Source organism: Pseudomonas taetrolens, assembly GCF_900475285.1.
Classification (GTDB): Bacteria; Pseudomonadota; Gammaproteobacteria; order Pseudomonadales; family Pseudomonadaceae; genus Aquipseudomonas; species Aquipseudomonas taetrolens.
In genome coordinates this window covers 3983333-4007506 of sequence record NZ_LS483370.1, presented here as the reverse complement: position 1 = coordinate 4007506, position 24174 = coordinate 3983333, and the positions used below count along the sequence as shown (strand labels likewise).

The window sequence follows — 24174 nt, the reverse complement described above, 5'->3', positions numbered from 1 at the left end:
GAGGGTTTGACGTGAATAAGTGGTGGATTCCGGCTGTTTCAGCCCTGGCTTTGCTCAATGGTTGCGCCAGCGTGCCTCAAGGGTCGATCCCGGTGGTCGATTCTGGTGTTCCAGTGTCGAACAATGAGCGTGTTTCGGCACAGCGTACGGCGGGGAATTACCCACAAGCCACCGCGCCGCGTGCCACACAAACGCAATCGATTACAGAGGATTCGGGCGTGGTGGTGATGATTCCGGGTGGCGGTGCAGCAGTCTCCACGCCGATCAGCAGTGAGCCTTTCACGCCCGGGCCTGTAACGCCGGGTCTGGCGGCTGCACCAATCAGTACGGGCAGCTACACGCCGAGCAGCACCTACCGCGCGCCCGCGCCTGTCACGCCAAGCGGCATTCCATCGAGCAGCGGTGGGCTGTCTGCTGACGAGCAGCTGGATGGACCTGTCCTGGCCTTGCTCACGACCGCTCAGCAGCAGCAGTCCAGTGGTGACTTGAACGGTGCTTCGTCGAGCCTTGAGCGAGCGCAGCGAGTCGCACCTCGTGAGCCCCAGGTGCTTTATCGTCTGGCGCAGGTACGCATGGCTCAGGGCGATGCCGCTCAGGCAGAACAGTTCGCCCGTCGCGGCCTGAGTTTTGCCAATGGTCGCCCGGACCTCCAAGCCAGCTTGTGGGAAGTGATTGCTCAAGCACGTGAAAAACAAGGCGACGCAGCGGGTGCGGCTGCCGCTCGTCAAAAAGCCAAGGTGAGGTTGTAATGGTAATGGATCCGCGTATCCCGGCAATTGCCGATCATTTGTTGCTGATAGAGCACGAAATGCGGATCCAGGGGCTGTGGAGTGATGCAGTCCCTGGGGCGGACGCCTTGGCCAGTACGGAACCCTTCAGTGTCGACAGGTTGGAGTTTGAAGAGTGGGTGCAGTGGATCTTCTTGCCCAAGATGAAGCTGCTCATCGAGCAGGGGCAGCCACTGCCCAGTGTTTCCGGCATCGCGGAGATGGCCGATCATGTCTTCGGTCAGCGTCGAGGCAACTGGAAACCGCTGCTCAAGCATTTCAAAGATTTTGACCTTCTGATCAGCACGTCCGCCTGATTTATTGACTGCCAGTTTGCGCTGGCAGTGATTCTCTTTATCGAAAAACCCCTGATGGCACGTTTTCTTGTGAGTTCTCATACGCTTATGTTGAATAAAGCGAACAGATGACTTGACTTGGGCGAGCCTAATGAGAAGAATCGAAAGTCCGCTGTAGAGGGACTGCCAGAAGCAGGCCCTCTCAGCAGACCATGAGGCGCATACCCGCGCCGACTTGTTACACCCGCAACGCGTTACCTCGCGCTGGGTGGGAAAACCCCGCAATACTTGGGGAGCTCCCAATACTTGCTCAGTCAGTGCTGACGTAGTCGGCGACCACCGTCGCTCATGCTCTGCTGAAAAGTAAACCTATTAAGACCCGTTCGCTTTTTTGTGGACGGTATTCTGGCGTTTTAGAGGTGAACAACGTGGAGCTTTTATCTGGCGGTGAGATGCTCGTCCGCTTCTTGCGTGACGAAGGTGTCAAATATATCTACGGGTACCCGGGTGGTGCTCTGCTGCATGTCTACGATGCACTGTTCAAAGAGCCGGACGTTACCCACATCCTGGTTCGCCACGAACAGGCTGCAACCCATATGGCTGACGGTTATGCCCGTGCCACCGGTAAAGCCGGTGTAGTACTGGTCACTTCCGGGCCGGGTGCTACCAACGCCATTACCGGTATCGCTACTGCCTACATGGACTCCATTCCGATGGTGATCATTTCTGGCCAGGTGCCTAGCACTATGGTCGGAACCGATGCGTTCCAGGAAACCGACATGATCGGTATCTCCCGGCCCATCGTTAAGCACAGCTTTATGATCAAGCATGCTTCGGAAATCCCGGAGGTCATGAAAAAGGCCTTCTACCTCGCGCAATCCGGTCGTCCGGGCCCGGTGGTGGTTGATATCCCGAAGGATATGACCAACCCGGCCGAGAAGTTCGAATACGTTTTCCCGAAAAAAGCCAAGCTGCGCTCCTACAGCCCGGCCGTTCGTGGCCATTCCGGTCAAATTCGCAAAGCGGCAGAGATGCTTCTGGCAGCCAAACGTCCTGTTCTGTACGCAGGCGGCGGCGTTATCTTGGGCGGCGGCTCTGCGCCGCTGACCGAACTGGCGAAAATGCTCAATGTGCCGGTGACCAATACGTTGATGGGCCTGGGTGCATACCCTGGCACGGATCGTCAGTTTGTCGGGATGCTGGGCATGCACGGCAGCTTTACCGCCAACATGGCCATGCATAACGCTGATGTGATTCTGGCAGTCGGTGCGCGCTTCGATGACCGTGTAATCAACGGTCCATCCAAGTTCTGTCCGAATGCCAAAATCATCCATGTTGACATCGACCCGGCCTCCATCTCCAAGACCATCAAGGCAGACGTGCCAATTGTCGGTCCTGTGGAGAGCGTGATGACCGAAATGGTCGCTATCCTCAAGGAGATTGGCGAGACACCGAATGCGGAATCTGTTGCCAGTTGGTGGAAGCAAATCGATGAGTGGCGCGGCGATCGCGGCTTGTTCCCCTATGACAAGGGCGACGGCAGCAAAATCAAGCCTCAAGCTGTAATCGAGATGCTTTGCGAAGTGACCAAGGGCGATGCATTCGTAACGTCCGATGTGGGTCAGCACCAAATGTTCGCGGCTCAGTACTACCGCTTCAACAAGCCTAATCGCTGGATCAACTCGGGTGGCCTGGGCACGATGGGCTTTGGTTTCCCGGCCGCGATGGGTGTAAAACTGAGCTTCCCTGATGCTGACGTTGCCTGCGTGACGGGCGAGGGCAGCATTCAGATGAACATTCAGGAACTGTCGACGTGTTTGCAGTATGACCTGCCGGTAAAAATCATCAGCCTGAACAACGGTGTTCTGGGGATGGTTCGCCAGTGGCAGGACATGAACTACGGCAGCCGTCACTCGCACTCCTACATGGAGTCGTTGCCTGATTTCGTCAAGCTGGCCGAGGCTTATGGGCACGTAGGCATTCGGATCACAGATCTGAAAGACCTGAAGCCCAAGATGGAAGAGGCCTTTGCCATGAAAGATCGTCTGGTCTTCCTGGATATTCAGGTTGATACCAGTGAGCACGTTTACCCGATGCAGATCAAAGATGGCTCCATGCGCGACATGTGGCTGAGCAAGACGGAGCGTACTTAATCATGCGGCACATTATTTCCTTGCTTCTTGAAAACGAACCGGGTGCCTTGTCTCGCGTTGTCGGTCTTTTTTCGCAACGTAACTACAACATCGAAAGCCTGACGGTTGCGCCAACGGAAGATCCGACCTTGTCGCGATTGACGCTGACCACGGTGGGGCACGATGAGATCATCGAGCAGATCACCAAAAACCTGAACAAGCTGATTGAAGTGGTCAAGCTGGTCGACTTGTCGGAGAGTGCTCACATTGAGCGCGAACTGATGTTGGTCAAGGTCAAGGCTACGGGGGCCCAGCGCGCAGAGATCAAACGCACCACGGATATTTTTCGCGGGCAGATCGTCGATGTCAGCGCCAGTGTGTACACCGTGCAATTGACAGGGACCAGTGACAAGCTCGACAGTTTCATCCAGTCGATTGGTACCGCATCGATTCTTGAAACGGTTCGCAGTGGCGTCACCGGGATTGCCCGTGGCGACAAAGTACTCAGCATCTAAATCTAACAATTAGTAAATGGCCGGAATGGCCTGGATATAAGGGAAAATCATGAAAGTTTATTACGACAAAGACTGCGACCTTTCGATCATCCAGGGCAAAAAAGTAGCCATTATCGGTTACGGCTCCCAGGGCCACGCACAAGCCTGCAACCTTAAAGATTCTGGCGTGGACGTTACTGTTGGTCTGCGTAAAGGTTCGGCCACTGTCGCCAAAGCTGAAGCTCATGGCCTGAAAGTGACTGATGTTGCCAGCGCTGTTGCTGCTGCCGACCTGGTCATGATCCTGACTCCGGACGAGTTCCAGTCGGCACTGTACAAAAACGAAGTTGAGCCGAACATCAAGAAGGGCGCCACCCTGGCGTTCTCCCACGGTTTCGCGATCCACTACAACCAGGTTGTTCCACGTGCTGACCTCGACGTGATCATGATCGCGCCAAAAGCACCGGGCCACACCGTGCGTTCCGAGTTCGTAAAGGGCGGCGGTATTCCTGATCTCATCGCTATCTACCAGGATGCGTCGGGCAACGCCAAAAACGTAGCACTGTCTTACGCAGCCGGCGTGGGTGGCGGTCGTACCGGCATCATCGAAACCACGTTCAAGGACGAGACTGAAACCGACCTGTTCGGCGAGCAAGCTGTTCTGTGTGGCGGTACTGTAGAGCTGGTAAAAGCCGGTTTTGAAACACTGGTTGAAGCAGGCTACGCGCCAGAAATGGCTTACTTCGAGTGCTTGCACGAGCTGAAGTTGATCGTTGACCTCATGTACGAAGGCGGTATCGCCAACATGAACTATTCGATCTCCAACAACGCTGAGTACGGTGAATACGTTACCGGCCCTGAAGTGATCAACGCCGAATCCCGTCAGGCCATGCGCAATGCATTGAAGCGCATCCAGGACGGTGAGTACGCCAAAATGTTCATCAGCGAAGGGGCTACCGGCTACCCGTCGATGACCGCCAAGCGTCGTAACAACGCCGCTCACGGTATCGAAGTCATCGGCGAGCAACTGCGCTCGATGATGCCTTGGATCGGCGCTAACAAAATCGTCGACAAAGCAAAGAACTAAGTTCATTGCGAATAGAAAAAACGCGGCCCTGGCCGCGTTTTTTCGTTTAAGCGGTCGCTTCTGGTATAAAGCAGGATCGTTTGTGGGTGAAGGTTGGCCCCAAGCTTCTATCGAAACTTTCCATATCGTTGCAAGGTAATGTCCATGAGCGAACGTCCCGAAGAGCCAAAACAGGCCTCTGACGCCGATAGCCTGCTGCCTATCGATGAGCATGTCGAAGAAGGGCATGACGCCGAAGGTCGTAAAGTCCGGCACCGTGGTATCTATCTGCTGCCGAACCTTTTCACCACCGCGAACCTGTTCGCCGGTTTTTATTCCATCATCAACTCAATGAGTGCCCAGAGTGCCTTGAGTGCGGGTGATGCTGCTGGAGCCAGCAAGTACTTTGCGTTTGCGGCCATCGCGATTTTTGTTGCGATGGTGCTGGATGGCCTTGATGGTCGTGTAGCCCGTATGACGAACACCGAAAGCGCCTTTGGCGCGGAGTATGACTCCCTCTCGGACATGGTGGCCTTTGGCGTAGCGCCTGCATTGCTGGCATTTGGCTGGGCGCTGGGTGATATGGGCAAGGTTGGCTGGATGGTGGCCTTTATCTATGTGGCTGGCGCGGCTTTGCGCCTGGCGCGTTTTAACACTCAGGTCGGAACTGCAGACAAGCGTTACTTCACTGGTCTGGCCAGCCCGGCTGCCGCGGGTGTAGTGGCTGGTATTGTCTGGGCATTCAGTGATTTCGGGATCCAGGGGTCGAAAATGTCCTTCCTGGTTGCCTTGCTGGTGGCGGCGGCTGGCATGTTGATGGTCAGTAATATCAAGTACAACAGTTTCAAAGAGCTGGACTTGAAAGGACGTGTTCCTTTTGTTGCGATCCTGGCCGTAGTTTTGGTGTTTGCGGTGGTGTTCAGCGATCCTCCACGCATTTTGCTGCTGGCGTTTCTGGTGTATGCGGCATCGGGACCGGTTCAATACTTACTGCGTCTGCGTCGCAACAAATCGTAAGAGTGATGTAATTTCTCCCGAACTCCGTAGTCTATTGGTGCATCAGTCCTCCAATGCTGCGGAGTTGTCATGCTCATCAAGCTGCCCAAAGCGTCCGATTCCAAAGAGTCGGACGTCACGCCTGAATCCTTCTATCTATCTCGTCGTGCACTGCTGGGCAGTTCGCTCGGTGGCTTGGCTGTGGGCGCACTTGCGCCGTGGGCAAATGCTGACGAAGCCGCCCGCTATGCCGATGTTGAGCCGGGTAAGGCACCGCAGTGGTTTGCAGAGAAACTTCCGCAGACCCAATGGCAGGCGGTTACTGTGCAAGGCGAGGCGATCACGCCTTTCAAAGATGCCACGCACTACAACAACTTCTACGAATTTGGTACAGGCAAGGGCGACCCGGCGCAGAACGCGGGCGGGATGAAGACGGAGCCCTGGAGCGTTGTGGTAGACGGAGAGGTCAGCAAGCCTGGGCGTTATGCGCTTGAAGATTTCATGAAGCCTTACCAGTTGGAGGAGCGGATTTACCGTCTGCGCTGCGTTGAGGCTTGGTCAATGGTCATTCCCTGGATAGGGTTTCCTTTGTCGGTACTGCTCAAGCAAGTAGAGCCTACCTCCAAGGCCAAATTCATACGTTTTGAAACATTGCAGGATCCGAAGGTGATGCCGGGGCAGCGCTCGGGTTTTGCACTGATTGACTGGCCTTATGTGGAAGGTTTGCGGCTCGATGAGGCGATGAACCCCTTGGCAATATTGGCGGTGGGGATGTATGGACGCGAGCTGCCTAATCAGAACGGCGCACCCTTGCGCCTGGTAGTGCCGTGGAAGTATGGCTTCAAAAGTGTGAAATCCATTGTGAGAATCAGCTTGGTCGAAGATCAGCCGAAAACGACATGGCAGGGCATTGCTGCTGATGAGTACGGGTTTTACGCGAATGTAAACCCTGAGGTGGACCACCCGCGCTGGACTCAAGCACGTGAGCGACGGCTGCCTAGCGGCCTGTTCAGCCCGAATATCCGTGAAACCCGGATGTTCAATGGCTACGAGGATGAGGTTGCTTCTTTATATAGCGGCCTCGATCTGCGGAAGAACTATTAATGCGATTTGCTGCCTGGCGGATTGGTGTCTTTGTCACGATTGCCGTGTGGCCTCTGTTTTGGCTTTATGAAGCCTGGAGTTTTGCTCTGGGGCCGGACCCAGGGAAGGTATTGCTCGACCGGCTTGGGCTGGGGACGCTAATCCTGTTGTTGGTCACTCTCTGTATGACGCCGCTGCAAAAGCTGACGGGTTGGCCGGGCTGGATAGTCGTTCGCCGTCAGATAGGGCTATGGTGTTTTGCTTATGTTGTACTGCATCTGTGTGCCTACCTGACATTTGTGCTGGGATTCGATTGGTCGCAGCTGGGGGTGGAATTGCGCAAGCGGCCTTACATCATTGTCGGCAGCTTGGGCTTCTTGTGTTTGTTTGTCTTGGCGCTGACCTCCAATCGCTATAGCCAGCGGCGGTTGGGAGGGCGTTGGAAGAAGCTCCATCGCTTGGCGTATGTGGTTTTGGGGTTGGGGTTGCTGCATATGCTCTGGATTGTTCGCGCTGATCTGAAAGAGTGGTCGATCTACGCAGCTGCAGGTGCGTGCCTGATGCTGCTCCGCGTTCCGGCGGTGATGCGCAGGATTACACGTCTATATAAGAAGAAAGCGGGTTCGGTCACTTAAAATGGAATTAACCCTTGACTCAAAATTTCTACGGCCTATAATTCGCCCCACTTCCGGCGCAGTCGAGACGGAAAACTCCTTGAGTTTCAATGAGTTGGATTGGTTTTCGACGGTGTCAGCTTCAAGTCATCGAAGCAGGAAATGAGGTGTTGACAGCAGCGTGTAACGCTGTAGAATTCGCCTCCCGCTAACGAGCAATCGATAGCGCAAGTGGTTGAAGTTACAAAGGAAACTTTGAAAACTTCTTAAAATAACCGCTTGACAGCAACAGAGGCTGCTGTAGAATGCGCGCCTCGGTTGAGCGAAAGCTTAACCAACCGCTCTTTAACAACTGAATCAAGCAATTCGTGTGGGTGCTTGTGGAGTCAGACTGATAGTCAAAAAGATTATCAGCATCACAAGTTACTCCGCGAGAAATCAAAGATGTAACCAACGATTGCTGAGCCAAGTTTAGGGTTTTCTCAAAACCCAAAGATGTTTGAACTGAAGAGTTTGATCATGGCTCAGATTGAACGCTGGCGGCAGGCCTAACACATGCAAGTCGAGCGGTAGAGAGGTGCTTGCACCTCTTGAGAGCGGCGGACGGGTGAGTAATACCTAGGAATCTGCCTGGTAGTGGGGGATAACGTTCGGAAACGGACGCTAATACCGCATACGTCCTACGGGAGAAAGCAGGGGACCTTCGGGCCTTGCGCTATCAGATGAGCCTAGGTCGGATTAGCTAGTTGGTGAGGTAATGGCTCACCAAGGCTACGATCCGTAACTGGTCTGAGAGGATGATCAGTCACACTGGAACTGAGACACGGTCCAGACTCCTACGGGAGGCAGCAGTGGGGAATATTGGACAATGGGCGAAAGCCTGATCCAGCCATGCCGCGTGTGTGAAGAAGGTCTTCGGATTGTAAAGCACTTTAAGTTGGGAGGAAGGGCATTAACCTAATACGTTAGTGTTTTGACGTTACCGACAGAATAAGCACCGGCTAACTCTGTGCCAGCAGCCGCGGTAATACAGAGGGTGCAAGCGTTAATCGGAATTACTGGGCGTAAAGCGCGCGTAGGTGGTTTGTTAAGTTGGATGTGAAATCCCCGGGCTCAACCTGGGAACTGCATCCAAAACTGGCAAGCTAGAGTATGGTAGAGGGTGGTGGAATTTCCTGTGTAGCGGTGAAATGCGTAGATATAGGAAGGAACACCAGTGGCGAAGGCGACCACCTGGACTGATACTGACACTGAGGTGCGAAAGCGTGGGGAGCAAACAGGATTAGATACCCTGGTAGTCCACGCCGTAAACGATGTCAACTAGCCGTTGGGAGTCTTGAACTCTTAGTGGCGCAGCTAACGCATTAAGTTGACCGCCTGGGGAGTACGGCCGCAAGGTTAAAACTCAAATGAATTGACGGGGGCCCGCACAAGCGGTGGAGCATGTGGTTTAATTCGAAGCAACGCGAAGAACCTTACCAGGCCTTGACATCCAATGAACTTTCCAGAGATGGATTGGTGCCTTCGGGAACATTGAGACAGGTGCTGCATGGCTGTCGTCAGCTCGTGTCGTGAGATGTTGGGTTAAGTCCCGTAACGAGCGCAACCCTTGTCCTTAGTTACCAGCACGTAATGGTGGGCACTCTAAGGAGACTGCCGGTGACAAACCGGAGGAAGGTGGGGATGACGTCAAGTCATCATGGCCCTTACGGCCTGGGCTACACACGTGCTACAATGGTCGGTACAAAGGGTTGCCAAGCCGCGAGGTGGAGCTAATCCCATAAAACCGATCGTAGTCCGGATCGCAGTCTGCAACTCGACTGCGTGAAGTCGGAATCGCTAGTAATCGTGAATCAGAATGTCACGGTGAATACGTTCCCGGGCCTTGTACACACCGCCCGTCACACCATGGGAGTGGGTTGCACCAGAAGTAGCTAGTCTAACCTTCGGGAGGACGGTTACCACGGTGTGATTCATGACTGGGGTGAAGTCGTAACAAGGTAGCCGTAGGGGAACCTGCGGCTGGATCACCTCCTTAATCGACGACATCAGCTGCTCCATAAGTTCCCACACGAATTGCTTGATTCATTGAAGAAGACGATAGAAGCAGCTTTAAGCTCCAAGCTGATAGCTCAGGCTAACAGTTGCAAGCTCGAAATTGGGTCTGTAGCTCAGTTGGTTAGAGCGCACCCCTGATAAGGGTGAGGTCGGCAGTTCGAATCTGCCCAGACCCACCAATTTTGTGTGGAAATAGCCTGTAGAGATATGGGGCCATAGCTCAGCTGGGAGAGCGCCTGCCTTGCACGCAGGAGGTCAACGGTTCGATCCCGTTTGGCTCCACCATTACTGCTTCTGTATCGTAAAGCTTAGAAATGAGCATTCCATCAGACGATGGTGAATGTTGATTTCTGATCTTTTGATTAGATCGTTCTTTAAAAATTTGGGTATGTGATAGAAAGATAGACTGGATAGCACTTTCACTGGTGTTTATTCAGGCTAAGGTAAAATTTGTGAGTTAAATTGCGAATTTTCGGCGAATGTCGTCTTCATAGTATAACCAGATTGCTTGGGGTTATATGGTCAAGTGAAGAAGCGCATACGGTGGATGCCTTGGCAGTCAGAGGCGATGAAAGACGTGGTAGCCTGCGAAAAGCTTCGGGGAGTCGGCAAACAGACTTTGATCCGGAGATGTCTGAATGGGGGAACCCACCTAACATAAGTTAGGTATCTTAAGCTGAATACATAGGCTTAAGAAGCGAACCAGGGGAACTGAAACATCTAAGTACCCTGAGGAAAAGAAATCAACCGAGATTCCCTTAGTAGTGGCGAGCGAACGGGGACCAGCCCTTAAGCTGTATTGATGTTAGCGGAACGCTCTGGAAAGTGCGGCCATAGTGGGTGATAGCCCTGTACGCGAAAACATCTTTACAGTGAAATCGAGTAGGACGGAGCACGAGAAACTTTGTCTGAATATGGGGGGACCATCCTCCAAGGCTAAATACTACTGACTGACCGATAGTGAACTAGTACCGTGAGGGAAAGGCGAAAAGAACCCCGGAGAGGGGAGTGAAATAGATCCTGAAACCGTATGCGTACAAGCAGTGGGAGCCCACTTTGTTGGGTGACTGCGTACCTTTTGTATAATGGGTCAGCGACTTATTTTCAGTGGCGAGCTTAACCGAATAGGGGAGGCGTAGCGAAAGCGAGTCTTAATAGGGCGTCTAGTCGCTGGGAATAGACCCGAAACCGGGCGATCTATCCATGGGCAGGTTGAAGGTTGGGTAACACTAACTGGAGGACCGAACCGACTACCGTTGAAAAGTTAGCGGATGACCTGTGGATCGGAGTGAAAGGCTAATCAAGCTCGGAGATAGCTGGTTCTCCTCGAAAGCTATTTAGGTAGCGCCTCATGTATCACTGTAGGGGGTAGAGCACTGTTTCGGCTAGGGGGTCATCCCGACTTACCAAACCGATGCAAACTCCGAATACCTACAAGTGCCGAGCATGGGAGACACACGGCGGGTGCTAACGTCCGTCGTGAAAAGGGAAACAACCCAGACCGTCAGCTAAGGTCCCAAAGTTATGGTTAAGTGGGAAACGATGTGGGAAGGCTTAGACAGCTAGGAGGTTGGCTTAGAAGCAGCCACCCTTTAAAGAAAGCGTAATAGCTCACTAGTCGAGTCGGCCTGCGCGGAAGATTTAACGGGGCTCAAACCATACACCGAAGCTACGGGTATCACTTAGGTGATGCGGTAGAGGAGCGTTCTGTAAGCCTGTGAAGGTGAGTTGAGAAGCTTGCTGGAGGTATCAGAAGTGCGAATGCTGACATGAGTAACGATAATGGGTGTGAAAAACACCCACGCCGAAAGACCAAGGTTTCCTGCGCAACGTTAATCGACGCAGGGTTAGTCGGTCCCTAAGGCGAGGCTGAAAAGCGTAGTCGATGGAAAACAGGTTAATATTCCTGTACTTCTGGTTATTGCGATGGAGGGACGGAGAAGGCTAGGCCAGCTTGGCGTTGGTTGTCCAAGTTTAAGGTGGTAGGCTGGAATCTTAGGTAAATCCGGGATTCTAAGGCCGAGAGCTGATGACGAGTGTTCTTTTAGAACACGAAGTGGTTGATGCCATGCTTCCAAGAAAAGCTTCTAAGCTTCAGGTAACCAGGAACCGTACCCCAAACCGACACAGGTGGTTGGGTAGAGAATACCAAGGCGCTTGAGAGAACTCGGGTGAAGGAACTAGGCAAAATGGCACCGTAACTTCGGGAGAAGGTGCGCCGGTGAGGGTGAAGCATTTACTGCGTAAGCCCACGCCGGTCGAAGATACCAGGCCGCTGCGACTGTTTATTAAAAACACAGCACTCTGCAAACACGAAAGTGGACGTATAGGGTGTGACGCCTGCCCGGTGCCGGAAGGTTAATTGATGGGGTTAGCTAACGCGAAGCTCTTGATCGAAGCCCCGGTAAACGGCGGCCGTAACTATAACGGTCCTAAGGTAGCGAAATTCCTTGTCGGGTAAGTTCCGACCTGCACGAATGGCGTAACGATGGCGGCGCTGTCTCCACCCGAGACTCAGTGAAATTGAAATCGCTGTGAAGATGCAGTGTATCCGCGGCTAGACGGAAAGACCCCGTGAACCTTTACTATAGCTTTGCACTGGACTTTGAATTTGCTTGTGTAGGATAGGTGGGAGGCTTTGAAGCGTGGACGCCAGTCTGCGTGGAGCCAACCTTGAAATACCACCCTGGCAACTTTGAGGTTCTAACTCAGGTCCGTTATCCGGATCGAGGACAGTGTATGGTGGGTAGTTTGACTGGGGCGGTCTCCTCCTAAAGAGTAACGGAGGAGTACGAAGGTGCGCTCAGACCGGTCGGAAATCGGTCGTAGAGTATAAAGGCAAAAGCGCGCTTGACTGCGAGACAGACACGTCGAGCAGGTACGAAAGTAGGTCTTAGTGATCCGGTGGTTCTGTATGGAAGGGCCATCGCTCAACGGATAAAAGGTACTCCGGGGATAACAGGCTGATACCGCCCAAGAGTTCATATCGACGGCGGTGTTTGGCACCTCGATGTCGGCTCATCACATCCTGGGGCTGAAGCCGGTCCCAAGGGTATGGCTGTTCGCCATTTAAAGTGGTACGCGAGCTGGGTTTAGAACGTCGTGAGACAGTTCGGTCCCTATCTGCCGTGGACGTTTGAGATTTGAGAGGGGCTGCTCCTAGTACGAGAGGACCGGAGTGGACGAACCTCTGGTGTTCCGGTTGTCACGCCAGTGGCATTGCCGGGTAGCTATGTTCGGGAAAGATAACCGCTGAAAGCATCTAAGCGGGAAACTTGCCTCAAGATGAGATCTCACTGGAACCTTGAGTTCCCTAAAGGGCCGTCGAAGACTACGACGTTGATAGGTTGGGTGTGTAAGCGCTGTGAGGCGTTGAGCTAACCAATACTAATTGCCCGTGAGGCTTGACCATATAACACCCAAGCAATTTGCTGACTCGAAAGAGCGCCAGATTGCGGTGTGTGAAGACGATACAAACCGAAAGTTTGCAATTCACAAAGCACCGACTCTATTACATACCCATTCGCTGGAGCGTGAACCGCAAGGTAAACGACCTGGCTACCGAATTTCTTGACGACCATAGAGCATTGGAACCACCTGATCCCATCCCGAACTCAGTAGTGAAACGATGCATCGCCGATGGTAGTGTGGGGTTTCCCCATGTGAGAGTAGGTCATCGTCAAGATTAAATTCCAAACCCCCTGTCTGCTCACGCAGACAGGGGGTTTGTTTTTGTGCCGAGAAAAAGGCGCGCGATGCAGGGCTGGCGATTACGGCACTGCCCGCACCTTTTTCGAAAGTAGAAAAACACCGGACAGGTTAATGATCGTCAGTTCAGGGAAAAAGGTCTCTGCAGGAGCGCGCTTGTTCGCGATGGTTTCCAATACGCTGCGTTTATCCAGCAAGCACACGCGTTCTCGCTAACGACTATCGCGAGCAAGCTCGCTCCTGCAGGTGGTTGTCCACTGGAGTCTTGGGGTGTCGGTTAACGAGTCTGGCAGGGCCGACCCGAAAGTCTTGCAAATAGACACAGTTATTTTGTAGTCCGCGCACTAGAATAGGTGCAGTCATTTTTGAGCCAGAGACTCTTTTTATGCCAGATCCGGTTGGCCCCCACGGGGTGTCAGATTTACCGCTGGACGAGTTAGTGGCCTGCCATGAGTGCGATTTGTTGATGCGTAAGCCGCATCTTGCGCATGGTGAGAAAGCCCAATGTCCGCGTTGCGGCTATGAGCTCTTTGCTCATGGACACAAGGTTGTGCAACGAAGCCTCGCGCTTGTTCTGGCTGCATTGTTGCTCTACGTGCCCGCTAACTTTTTACCCATCATGCAACTCAATTTGTTAGGGCAAACGTCGCAAGACACGGTCTGGAGTGGTGTGCTCGGTTTATTCAATACCGGCATGCAAGGTATCGCCGTAGTCGTCTTTCTGTGCAGCATGGGTATTCCGCTGCTCAAGTTGCTGTGCCAGCTTGCAGTGTTATTAAGCATTCGCTGGAACATTGGGCGCAGTTACGGCCTGTTGATTTACCGTGTTTATCACCACCTGCGGGATTGGGGCATGCTTGAGGTGTACCTGATGGGCGTCCTGGTGGCGATTGTAAAACTGGCCGACATGGCCGAGCTGAGCGTGGGGTTGGGCCTGACCTGTTTTGTCAGTCTGCTGCTGGTTCAGGTCTGGCTTGAAGTGGTCATGTCACCTCATCAGATTTGGCAGGCACTGTCCGGAGAAGATATTCATGCGGGCGATTGATGCGGGCATGTTGGTGTGTGGAGAGTGCCACCAATTGAACAAGCAGGACCCTGACGCAGACGAGCAAACCTGTACCCGTTGCGGAGCATTGGTACATGCGCGACGTCCCGACAGCCTGATGCGCACGTGGGCATTACTGCTGACAGCCGCCATTCTTTATATTCCGGCCAATCTGCTGCCAATCATGACGATCAACTCGTTAGGGCAGGGTGCTCCAAGCACCATCATGGCGGGTGTGATTGAATTGGTGCAGCACGGCATGATCCCGATTGCAGCTGTTGTGTTTATTGCGAGTATTCTGGTGCCGACCTTCAAGCTGGTCGGTATTGCCTTACTGCTGTTTTCGGTGCAGCGTCGCCAGCCACTTTCAGCACAGCAACGGATCGTCATGTACCGGTTTATTGAATTCATTGGCCGCTGGTCAATGCTGGATATTTTTGTCATCGCCATTCTGGTGGCCTTGGTGAACTTTGGACGAATAGCCAGCGTCGAGGCCAATCTTGGCGCGGTGGCCTTTGCCAGTGTGGTGGTATTGACGATGCTTGCAGCTGTAACTTTCGATCCCCGACTGATTTGGGATAACACGGAGTCGGACGACGACCATGAGTGACTTGCCTACTGCTAAAACCCGCCCGGCTTCCAATTGGTCGGCTATCTGGATTCTCCCGCTGATTGCACTGATTATCGGTGGCTGGCTGGGATGGCGTGCCTACAGCCAAACAGGGATTGATATCCAGGTGCGCTTTGAAAGTGGCGAAGGCATTGTCGCCAACAAAACCGAAGTGGTTTACAAAGGCATGCCGGTGGGGAAGGTCAAGACCTTGGCTCTGGATGAGGATGGCCCCAGCAAAGGGGTGATTGCCACCGTCGAGATGAATAAGGACGTTGAGCAATACCTCAAGACCAATACCCGCTTCTGGCTGGTCAAACCCAGTGTTTCACTGGCCGGGATCACGGGGCTTGAAACGCTGGTTTCCGGTAATTACATAGCCGTGAGCCCTTCTGATGGCGAGTCTGTGCGCAAGTTCAAGGCGCTGTCCCAAGAGCCGCCTTTGCCCGATGACAAACCCGGTTTGCACCTTACGCTCAAGGCTGAGCGCCTTGGCTCGCTGAACCGGGGCAGTCCGGTGTTCTATAAACAAATCCAGGTGGGGCAGATCAAGAGCTACGTTCTTTCGGAAGACCAGAGTACGGTCGAGATCAAAGTCTTTGTCGAACCGACGTATGCCAATCTGGTGCGCAAACACACGCGTTTCTGGAATGCCAGTGGGATCAGCATCGACGCCAATCTGTCGGGTTTGAAACTGCGCAGTGAGTCGCTGGCCAGCATCGTTGCAGGCGGTATTGCCTTCGCGACGCCGGAAAACCGTGCAGACAGCCCGCCAACCGATTCAAGCTTGCCGTTCCGTCTCTATGAGGACTTCGATGCCGCTCAGGCCGGGATCAAGGTCAAAGTCAAACTCAGTGACTTTGAAGGCCTGCAAGCGGGCCGTACACCGGTCATGTACAAGGGTATTCAAGTGGGTAGCCTCAAGGCCCTCAAAGTCGACCCGGATCTGAGCAGTGCCAGTGCCGAACTGACGCTCGACCCGTTGGCCGAGGACTACCTGGTCCAGGGCACACAATTCTGGGTGGTCAAACCGTCTATTTCGCTGGCCGGTATTACCGGTCTTGAGGCCTTGGTCAAAGGTAACTACATCGCAATCCGTCCGGGCGACAAAGGCAGTACGCCCGAGCGCGAGTTCGTTGCGCGACCAAAAGCACCGCCGTTGGACCTGCGTTCACCGGGGCTGCATATGGTGCTCTTCACTGACAACCTGGGTTCCCTGGATGTTGGCAGCCCGATTCTCTACAAGCAGGTTAAAGTTGGCTCGGTACAGAGTTACCAGTTCTCCCGCACCAGGAAACAGCTGGTCATTGGGGTGCATATCGAGAAGGAATACGAAAACCTGGTCAATGCGTCGACCCGCTTCTGGAATGCCAGCGGTATTACACTCAGCGGTGGGTTGACCGGCGGCATCCAGGTCAAAAGCGAGTCCCTGCAAAGCCTTATGGCCGGCGGCATTGCATTTGAAACGCTGGAAGAAAAAGCGCCATTGCAAAAGCGTATTCCACGCTTTCGCTTGTTCACTGACCGCGACGCAGCCATGCAGCAGGGCGTGACCGTTAACATCAAAGTGTCTCGCGCGGATGGTTTGCGCACGGGTACCCCGATTCGTTTCAAGGGACTGGATGTTGGCAAGATTGAGAGTATCGATCTGAGCGATGATCTGCAGTCGGTCATGCTTAAGGCCCGGATTACAGAAGTGCCTGAACGTATTGCACGGGTAGGCAGTCAGTTCTGGGTGGTCAAGCCTGAACTGGGCTTGATGAAAACCGCGAACCTCGAAACGCTGGTTACCGGTCAATACATTGAAGTGCAGCCCGCAGCTAAGCAGTTAGGCCCGCAGACCAATTTTGTTGCCCTCAATCAAGCGCCGGAAGCGGCGGTTTCTCAAGCAGGCTTGAGCCTGGTGTTGAGCGCTGCCCGTCGCGGCTCACTCAAGGAAGGCGTACCTGTGACCTACCGTGAGGTGACTGTGGGCAAGGTCACCGGTTATGAGCTGGGTAGCACTGCCGATCGCGTATTGGTGCATATTTTGATCGAGCCGCGTTATGCACCGTTGGTGCGCAGCGGAAGCCGCTTCTGGAACAGCAGCGGCTTTGGTGTCGACTTTGGCCTGTTCAAAGGCGCGACGATCCGTACGGAGTCTCTGGAAACCCTGGTGCAGGGCGGTATTGCTTTCGCCACGCCGGATGACGGCAGAATGGGTAATAAGGCACTCCCGGAGCAAACCTTCCCGCTGTTCGACAAGTTCGAGGACGAGTGGCTGCAGTGGGCGCCAAAGATCCAGATCGGTAAATGACGTTCGAATAATCGACCTGCGACCCACCAAAAACCGCGATCAATGATCGCGGTTTTTTTATGGGCGCAGCCTGACTTTCAATCGTGGGCGATCTTGATGACCACTTTGCCAAACGCGCCTCTGGCCAGATGTTCATACGCCTGGCGAGCCTGGTCGAATGGGTATACGTGGTCGATCACGGGACGAATGTTGTGCTCATTCAAGAATGCGTTCATGCGGTCAAACGAAGAGCGGGGAGCAACGGCAATGCCACGCAAGGTGGTTTGCCGGAAGATCAGAGGCATCAAGTTCAGTGCAGAGGTTTGCCCGGTCAGAAAGCCGATCTGTGCGATGCGGCCACCGGCCTTGGTCGCTGCAACCGATTGGTTAATGCCGTCGCCGCCTGCGACGTCCAGCAGCAGATCCACTCCTTTGCCATCCGTCAGCCTCAGCACTTCTTCGGACCATTGCGGGTGGCTGCGATAATTCACTCCCGCCACAGCTCCGAGCTTTTTCACCGCCTGCAGATTCTCATCCTGGCTTGAAGTGACAATAACCTTGGCGCCCAGCGCAGTCGCAATCTGTGCCGCAAAAACGGATACGCCACCGGTGCCCTGAACCAAAACGGTTTGTCCGGCCTCGATCTGACCAAAATCCACGAGCGCATACCAGGCGGTCAGCGCTGCAATGGGAAGGGTTGAGGCTTCTTCATCCGACATGTTGTCAGGGGCGCGTACTGCACTGTCCTCATGGATGATCATGTATTGCGCAAGACCTCCCGGTAAGGGAGAACCGAAGCAGTAATCGGGCTCGTCCGGTCCAGGCATGCCATCCAGCCAGCGGGAATAGAGATGAGAGTTGACGCGGTCGCCGATGGCGAAGCGGCTGACACCCTCGCCGGTTGCCACTACCGTGCCGGCGGCATCACTTACCGGAATCAATGGCTTGGGGACCTTATGTGGCTCATAGATGCCATCGACGATGGCTTTGTCACGGAAGTTCAGTGAGACCGCGCCCACTTTGACCAGTAACTCTCCTGGCTTGGGCACAGGGGTTTCAGTCTCTTCCTGCACCAGGTTATCCAGCCCGAAATCTTTAAGAAGCCATGCTTTCATGTTCTCTCTCCAGCCATGTTGTGAAAGTGCAGATGGAGGGAAGGGACTCCTCCTTTGCGTTGGGAGAGATTGTTCATGGATCGCACGTTCGGATAAATGGGCAGAAACCTACAGGATTGTTACTCTGTGGAGTAACAATAAACCCATTGCAATGCTTATCCAGGAGCAAGCCCATGGAGCTTCTACAGTCGATGCAGGTGTTCGCCAAGCTGGCGGAACTGGGCAGTTTCACCAAAGTTGCCGAGTCTATGCAGACTGGACGACCGCATATCACGCGTACGATTCAGGGCCTGGAAGCATCGTTGGGAGTTCGTCTGTTTCAGCGCACCACGCGCACGGTAAAACTCACGGCTGAAGGTGAGCAATTTTACGAGCGTGTGAAAGTCATTCTGGCAACGATTGCAGACACCACCGCCATGTTTCATCGCGATGGTTCCACCTTGCGCGGCAGGCTTCGAATTGATATCCCCACCGCATTTGCCCAGCGCAGCTTCATGGCCAGCCTGAGGGGCTTCAACCAGGCCTTCCCTGAGATTGAGCTGGCCCTGGGGGTGACCGACCGTACGGTTGATCTGGTTGCTGAAGGCATTGATTGTGCGCTGCGCATTGGCGAGCTCCCGGACTCCAGCCTGGTGGCGAGAGAAATAGGCACTGCGCTCATGGTGACGTGTGCATCGCCGGATTATCTACAGGCGAACGGTGCGCCTGAAACCCTGGCGGATCTGGCAGGCCATAGTTGTGTGCGCTTTCTTTCCGGGAAAAATAACAGGCCGTGGCTGTGGCATTTCTCGGTGGCGGGGGAAGATCAGCCGTATATGCCTCAGGGCGGGATCACGGTGAACGAGTCCAATGCTTATGTGGAGTGCGGCCTTGCAGGTTTCGGTCTGTTTCAGGCACCGGGCATCACCGTGGGCAAGCTTCTGGACAGTGGGCAACTGGTTGAGGTGCTCAGGGCATTTCGTCCGCAACCGCGCCCTGTGTCGGTGCTCTACCCAAGTCGAACCCACCTGGCACCTCAGGTCGATGCATTTGTGAGGTGGTTGCAGGTGCATTTTCCGGCATTACACCCGCATTGGTTCCTTCCGCGTTAAATGGTTCAGGGGAGGTGTGACGGTCATATTTCTCGCGTCATCTTCCCTGTATTTGACACCGCTCATTGATATTTCTGAAGTTCGGATAATTCCTACACGTCATTTTAAAGTTCGCAGTTATGTTCTTAAGGGTTTCGCCGCTGGCGCAGATTAAATACTCACCGTGTTGAGGGTTTATGTTTATTGCGCACTCACAGTGGCCAAACTCAAGTGGACTAAATGCTCGCAACGTCAGGGAAGACTTTTAAACGTGTGTGCTGTGAGTGCCGTTGTTATCGGCGCATATGGCGGCTCACTTTTGAATGATGGCTGCGCTGTACTTTTAAATACTTATATAGGAAAACTCTGATGAAGTTTGCAATGAAATCCGCGTTGGTTTCCATGATCTTGCTCGCGAGCACGGCGTCGGCTGTGCATGCCGCAGGCGCCGGTTCAGGTGTGATTACGTTTGAAGGGGCCATTATTGAAGCTGCGTGCTCGATCAGTCCTGAGAGTGTCGATCAGACTGTCGGGCTGGGCCAGGTTGCCAAATCGGAGCTGGAGGCAGGTGGTACGGGCAACCCTGAACCCTTCTACATCAAGCTTGTGGGCTGTGACACGAGCACGCTGAACACCGTCACCAGCACCTTCACCGGTGCCGAATCGGTAGCCGTCCCGGGAGCGTTGGGGATTGTCGGCACTGCAAGCGGTGCAGGCATCATGATGCGTGACGGCACTGGCGCTCAAATTGTATTGGGCACGGCGACTACGCCGCAACGTCTTCAGGACGGTGATAACACGTTGTCCTTTGGTGCCTACTTGCAAGGTAGCGCTGCGGGTACTGTTACCCCGGGCAAGTTCACGGCGGTTACTAACTTCTCATTGGCTTATCAATAAGTCGTTGCCCTGTCACTGCCAAGTGGCAGGGCACTTATGGGGACTCTTTAGCGTGAATGCACTGACCACTTGGGCTGTCACTTCCTCGCTTGCACTATTGCCTGTTTCGTTGACGACTGTTTTGGCGGCTGACCAAGGCAGTGGCGTTGTTATATTGGGCGGGCAAATCGTTGATACGGCGTGTGCACTGGAAACTGAAAGTGCATATCAGCTTATTGAAATGGACCCCACGCCCGTGGGTCGGCTTGTCCGTGAGGGTGAGAGTAATCCGCATCCATTCACACTGCGTTTAGTCAGGTGTTCACTCACCCGGACAAACCCCAATCAGTCCGATGAGAAGCTGCCGGACTGGCAGCATGTCAGAGTGACTTTCGATGGGGTGACCGATCGCGAAGGGCGCTCTTTTGCAGCCTTCGGTTCTTCGCAAGGAGTGGCCCTGCTCATCACCGATGCCGCTGGGCGAGAAAGCATGCCCGGTGTGCCAATGCCGCTGACACCGGTTGCCGGCAACCATCAAGTACTCCATTACACCCTCCGTCTGGTCGGCAATGACCGCCCCGTGTCTGTGGGCACTCACCGCGCTGCGGTGCGTTTCAGGCTGGAGTATTTCTGAATGCATGGGCTGTTTACTTCGCTGGACGCGCCTTCGTTCAACGCGTTGCTGCGTCGGTGTTTATTCATTGGGCTGACCTCGGTGGCCGGCAGTGCATTAGCCGCGGCAGAGATCCAGTTCAATACCGATATTCTCGATCTGAATGACCGAAGCAATATCGACCTGTCTCAATTTTCCCGCAGTGGTTTCATCCTGCCCGGCACTTACTCCATGGCCGTGGAAATCAACGCGCAAACCCTTCCAGAACAGAAAGTGGCTTTTCATCCTCCGGATGATGATCCCAAAGGCAGTGAAGCGTGCCTGTCCCCCGAGCTGGCGGCGCAATTGGGGCTCAAAGACGAGAAGGCTGCCGCGCTGGACTGGTGGCGGGGCGGTGAGTGTCTGAATATCAGCAGCCTGCCCGGCATGGAAGTCACGGGCGATTTGAGTACTTCCACGCTCTATATCTCTGTACCCCAGGCGTACTTGCAGTACACCGCTGCGAACTGGGACCCGCCTGCGCGCTGGGATGAAGGTGTCCCGGGACTGTTGCTGGATTACAACCTTACCGCACAGTCGATTCATGACAGGGACGGCTCGTCGCGTAACGATATCAGCGGCAATGGCAGTCTCGGTGCCAATCTGGGGCCCTGGCGCTTGCGGGCCGACTGGCAAGGTCGCGCCGATGATGAGACGGTGAACCGCCAGCGTTCGATGGAGTGGAGTCGCATTTATGCCTATCGCGCCTTGCCGGCATTGCAGGCGCGATTGACGCTGGGTGAGGATTATCTGTATTCCGACCTGTTCGACAGTTTTCGCTTTACCGGTGCCTCGCTCAACTCCGATGACAGCCAATTACCGCCCAACTTGCGCGGTTACGCCCCGGAGGTGGTGGGTGTGGCCAAAACCAATGCCAGAGTCATCATCAGCCAGCAGGGCCGTGTGCTGTATAGCGCTCTGGTGGCGGCCGGACCGTTTCGGATTCAGGATCTGAATGACGCGGTCAGCGGTTCGCTGGATGTTCGAATTGAGGAGCAAGACGGCTCGGTCCAGACCTTCAAGGTCGAGTCTGCCAGCGTCCCCTATCTGACGCGCCCCGGGTCGGTGCGTTACAAACTGGCTGCCGGACGTCCGTCCAGGCTTCACAACGGCAGCGCAGGCAGCGTCTTTGGCACCGGTGAATTCTCATGGGGCATCAGCAACGGTTGGTCCCTGTATGGCGGTGGCATTACCGACAACCATTACCGGGCGCTGTCCATGGGGATTGGTCGCGATCTGCTGGCCTTCGGTGCGGTGTCTTTCGATGTCACGCGGGCCCGTACCGAGCTACGGGATGAAACGCTGTCGGGCAATTCCTATCGCCTCAGTTATTCGAAAACCTTCGCCGAATTCGACAGCCAGGTCACCTTTGCCGGTTACCGCTTTTCCGAAAAAGATTTTCTGAGCATGAGCGAGTACCTGGACGCGAGTATTTCCCCGGGCCCCGTAGGCGGTAGCAAGTCGCTGTACTCGGCGACGTTCAATAAGCAGTTCAGGGACGCCGGGCTGTCCATTTATTTGAACTACAGCAACCAGTCCTATTGGGACCGGCCGGACAGCGAGCGGTGGAATCTGTCGCTGGCGCGTTACTTTGATGTGGGGTCGGTGAAGAACATGAGCCTCTCGCTGAATCTGTTCCGCAATCAGGAGCGCGACCAGTCAAACAGCAATGGGGTGTATGTGTCCCTCAGCCTGCCGTTGGGCCGCTCCGGCACGCTGACCACTGGCGCCAGTCGGGCGCAGAATAAAAACAGCTATTCCGCCCGTTTCAGCGACCGTATCGATGAGCGAAACAACTATCAGCTTGCAGCCAGTGATAACTCGGTCAGCGGTTACCTGAGCCATGTCGGTGACAGCGCGGATGTCGATGTCAGTGCCAGTGTTGAAAAAGGCAATCACCGCAGTTTCAGCCTGTCTGCCCGCGGCGGTGGCACGTTGACGTCCAGCGGCGGGGCCTTTCACCGCAGCGGCAGCATGGGCGGTACGCGCCTGATGCTGGATACCGGCGATGTTCCCGATGTACCCGTTCGCGGTCATGGCTCACCGACCCGCACGAATGCATTCGGCAAGGCGGTGATTTCGGACCTCAGCAGTTATTTGCGCACAGCCGCCAGTGTTGATCTGGAGAACTTGCCAGCCAACGTCGAGGCGACCCGCTCGGTGACGCAACTGACACTGACCGAAGGTGCTATCGGCTATCGCACGCTGGATGTGATTGCCGGCGAAAAGGCCATGGCCGTGCTGCGTTTGCCCGACGGCAGCGCTCCACCGTTTGGTGCCACGGTGAAAAATACCCGTCAGCAGGAAACCGGAATCGTTAATGACGCTGGCAGCGTGTACTTGAGCGGTATTCAGCCCGGCGACCGCATGACCGTCAGTTGGGGAGGTTCCGAGCGCTGTGGCATCAGACTGCCGGCAGCTCTGCCTGCGGACGGGCTGACGTCGACCCTGGATCTGCTTTGCCACGCAGTCAGCACGGATAACGCGCAATCCGCCCCTGCCTCAACACACATGCCTGATGATATGGAGAAAAAATCCTCATGACCCTGAATGCACGTCTTACTCCGTTGGCTTTCGCTTTTGTCGCGTTGTGCCTGGCCAACAATGCCAAGGGCGCGATTGGCCTGGACCGAACCCGCGTGATTTTTGAGGGCGGCAAGGAGGCTGTCAGCATGAACATCACCAACAACAACACCCAGTTGCCTTATCTGGCCCAAGGCTGGATTGAAGATGAGCAGGGCAAAAAGATCATCAGCCCGCTGGCGGTGCTCCCGCCGGTTCAACGCCTGGAGCCGGGCAAGAACAGCCAGGTCAAGGTGCAGGCGCTGCCCGCCGCCAAATTGCTCGCCCAGGACAGAGAGACGGTTTACTACTTCAATCTGCGGGAAATTCCTCCGCGCAGTGATAAGGCCAATACGCTGCAAATTGCGCTGCAAACGCGGATAAAACTGTTCTATCGACCGGCCTCGATCGTCCCGAGTCAGCAGGAACTCGCCAATCCTTGGCAGGAGAAACTGACGCTGACCCGTCAGGGTGATCACTATCAGGTGAACAACCCCACCCCGTACTTCATCACGCTGGTGGATGCCCGCAGTGCCCGGGACGCTAAAACCGCCGCCGACTTCGAGCCCTTGATGGTACCGCCCAAAGGCTCACTGAAACTGGGGCCGAGCGCAGCCGCGCTGGGTGCAACACCGTACCTGACCTATGTAAACGATTACGGCGGACGCCCTACGCTGGCGTTCAGTTGCAGTGGCAATGATTGCAAGGTCGACCTCAATGCCTCACCGCGCAATGAGTAGTGCGTGCTGCGGGAG

17 protein-coding genes, 2 tRNA genes and 3 rRNA genes are annotated in these 24174 nt (G+C 54.7%); 21 read left to right on the top strand and 1 reads right to left on the bottom strand.

Features of this window, described 5'->3' with window-relative positions; translation table 11 throughout:
- Positions 1-11 precede the first annotated feature (11 nt).
- The 16 genes from DQN55_RS18630 to DQN55_RS18550 all read left to right on the top strand — a co-directional run bounded on the left by DQN55_RS18630 (position 12) and on the right by DQN55_RS18550 (position 17165).
- Entirely contained in the window at positions 12-749 is a 738-nt protein-coding gene (locus DQN55_RS18630) for a tetratricopeptide repeat protein (RefSeq protein WP_048383753.1), read from the top strand.
- Positions 750-754: 5 nt separating this feature from the next.
- Positions 755-1084, top strand: a complete 330-nt coding sequence (locus DQN55_RS18625) for a YqcC family protein (RefSeq protein WP_048383773.1) — start codon at positions 755-757, stop codon at positions 1082-1084.
- 407 nt (positions 1085-1491) lie between these two features.
- Positions 1492-3216, top strand: coding sequence for an acetolactate synthase 3 large subunit (locus DQN55_RS18620; protein WP_048383774.1), 1725 nt, complete (start codon positions 1492-1494; stop codon positions 3214-3216).
- A gap of 2 nt (positions 3217-3218) precedes the next feature.
- Entirely contained in the window at positions 3219-3710 is a 492-nt protein-coding gene (gene ilvN, locus DQN55_RS18615; RefSeq protein ID WP_018609360.1) for an acetolactate synthase small subunit, read from the top strand.
- 49 nt (positions 3711-3759) lie between these two features.
- Positions 3760-4776: a ketol-acid reductoisomerase gene (gene ilvC / locus DQN55_RS18610; RefSeq protein ID WP_048383755.1), complete on the top strand. Its 1017-nt coding sequence runs from the start codon at positions 3760-3762 to the stop codon at positions 4774-4776.
- 144 nt (positions 4777-4920) lie between these two features.
- The gene (pssA, locus tag DQN55_RS18605) at positions 4921-5772 is read left to right on the top strand and encodes a CDP-diacylglycerol--serine O-phosphatidyltransferase (RefSeq protein ID WP_048383757.1); all 852 of its coding nucleotides are present in this window, start codon (positions 4921-4923) and stop codon (positions 5770-5772) included.
- Positions 5773-5841: 69 nt separating this feature from the next.
- A complete protein-coding gene (gene msrP / locus DQN55_RS18600) occupies positions 5842-6855 on the top strand; it encodes a protein-methionine-sulfoxide reductase catalytic subunit MsrP (RefSeq protein ID WP_048383759.1) in 1014 nt (337 codons plus the stop codon).
- Positions 6855-7469 carry a protein-methionine-sulfoxide reductase heme-binding subunit MsrQ gene (msrQ, locus tag DQN55_RS18595; RefSeq protein WP_048383762.1) on the top strand — a complete coding sequence of 205 codons (615 nt, stop codon included), beginning with the start codon at positions 6855-6857 and terminating at the stop codon, positions 7467-7469. Before msrP ends, msrQ begins: the two co-directional genes overlap by 1 nt.
- A gap of 480 nt (positions 7470-7949) precedes the next feature.
- A 16S ribosomal RNA gene (locus DQN55_RS18585) occupies positions 7950-9486 on the top strand.
- A 122-nt stretch (positions 9487-9608) separates the two neighbouring features.
- Positions 9609-9685, top strand: a tRNA-Ile gene (locus DQN55_RS18580).
- Between the two features lie 30 nt (positions 9686-9715).
- Positions 9716-9791: transfer RNA gene (locus DQN55_RS18575), tRNA-Ala, on the top strand.
- 235 nt (positions 9792-10026) lie between these two features.
- Positions 10027-12918: ribosomal RNA gene (locus DQN55_RS18570) — 23S ribosomal RNA — on the top strand.
- A gap of 157 nt (positions 12919-13075) precedes the next feature.
- Positions 13076-13191, top strand: a 5S ribosomal RNA gene (gene rrf / locus DQN55_RS18565).
- Together the 16S, 23S and 5S rRNA genes with 2 tRNA genes alongside form the textbook arrangement of a ribosomal RNA operon.
- Before the next feature lie 408 nt (positions 13192-13599).
- Complete coding sequence (locus tag DQN55_RS18560) at positions 13600-14259, top strand: paraquat-inducible protein A (RefSeq protein ID WP_048378470.1); 660 nt, start codon at positions 13600-13602, stop codon at positions 14257-14259.
- Positions 14246-14869 carry a paraquat-inducible protein A gene (locus DQN55_RS18555; protein ID WP_048378471.1) on the top strand — a complete coding sequence of 208 codons (624 nt, stop codon included), beginning with the start codon at positions 14246-14248 and terminating at the stop codon, positions 14867-14869. The genes DQN55_RS18560 and DQN55_RS18555 overlap by 14 nt, the downstream gene beginning before the upstream one ends.
- The gene (locus DQN55_RS18550; RefSeq protein ID WP_048378472.1) at positions 14862-17165 is read left to right on the top strand and encodes a PqiB family protein; all 2304 of its coding nucleotides are present in this window, start codon (positions 14862-14864) and stop codon (positions 17163-17165) included. The genes DQN55_RS18555 and DQN55_RS18550 overlap by 8 nt, the downstream gene beginning before the upstream one ends.
- Before the next feature lie 77 nt (positions 17166-17242).
- Here DQN55_RS18550 and DQN55_RS18545 read toward each other — a convergent pair whose 3' ends face one another.
- A complete protein-coding gene (locus tag DQN55_RS18545) occupies positions 17243-18259 on the bottom strand; it encodes a zinc-dependent alcohol dehydrogenase family protein (protein WP_048378473.1) in 1017 nt (338 codons plus the stop codon).
- A 191-nt stretch (positions 18260-18450) separates the two neighbouring features.
- Here DQN55_RS18545 and DQN55_RS18540 point away from each other — a divergent pair, with 191 nt between their 5' ends.
- The 5 genes from DQN55_RS18540 to DQN55_RS18520 all read left to right on the top strand — a co-directional run bounded on the left by DQN55_RS18540 (position 18451) and on the right by DQN55_RS18520 (position 24159).
- Positions 18451-19350: a LysR family transcriptional regulator gene (locus DQN55_RS18540; RefSeq protein ID WP_048379525.1), complete on the top strand. Its 900-nt coding sequence runs from the start codon at positions 18451-18453 to the stop codon at positions 19348-19350.
- Positions 19351-19698: 348 nt separating this feature from the next.
- Positions 19699-20226 (top strand): fimbrial protein, encoded by a 528-nt coding sequence (locus DQN55_RS18535; protein WP_048378474.1) that lies wholly within the window; start codon positions 19699-19701, stop codon positions 20224-20226.
- A gap of 52 nt (positions 20227-20278) precedes the next feature.
- Positions 20279-20839 carry a fimbrial protein gene (locus DQN55_RS18530; protein ID WP_157314780.1) on the top strand — a complete coding sequence of 187 codons (561 nt, stop codon included), beginning with the start codon at positions 20279-20281 and terminating at the stop codon, positions 20837-20839.
- Positions 20840-23401 carry an outer membrane usher protein gene (locus tag DQN55_RS18525; protein WP_082150720.1) on the top strand — a complete coding sequence of 854 codons (2562 nt, stop codon included), beginning with the start codon at positions 20840-20842 and terminating at the stop codon, positions 23399-23401.
- Entirely contained in the window at positions 23398-24159 is a 762-nt protein-coding gene (locus DQN55_RS18520) for a fimbria/pilus periplasmic chaperone (RefSeq protein WP_048378475.1), read from the top strand. The genes DQN55_RS18525 and DQN55_RS18520 overlap by 4 nt, the downstream gene beginning before the upstream one ends.
- Positions 24160-24174 lie beyond the last annotated feature (15 nt).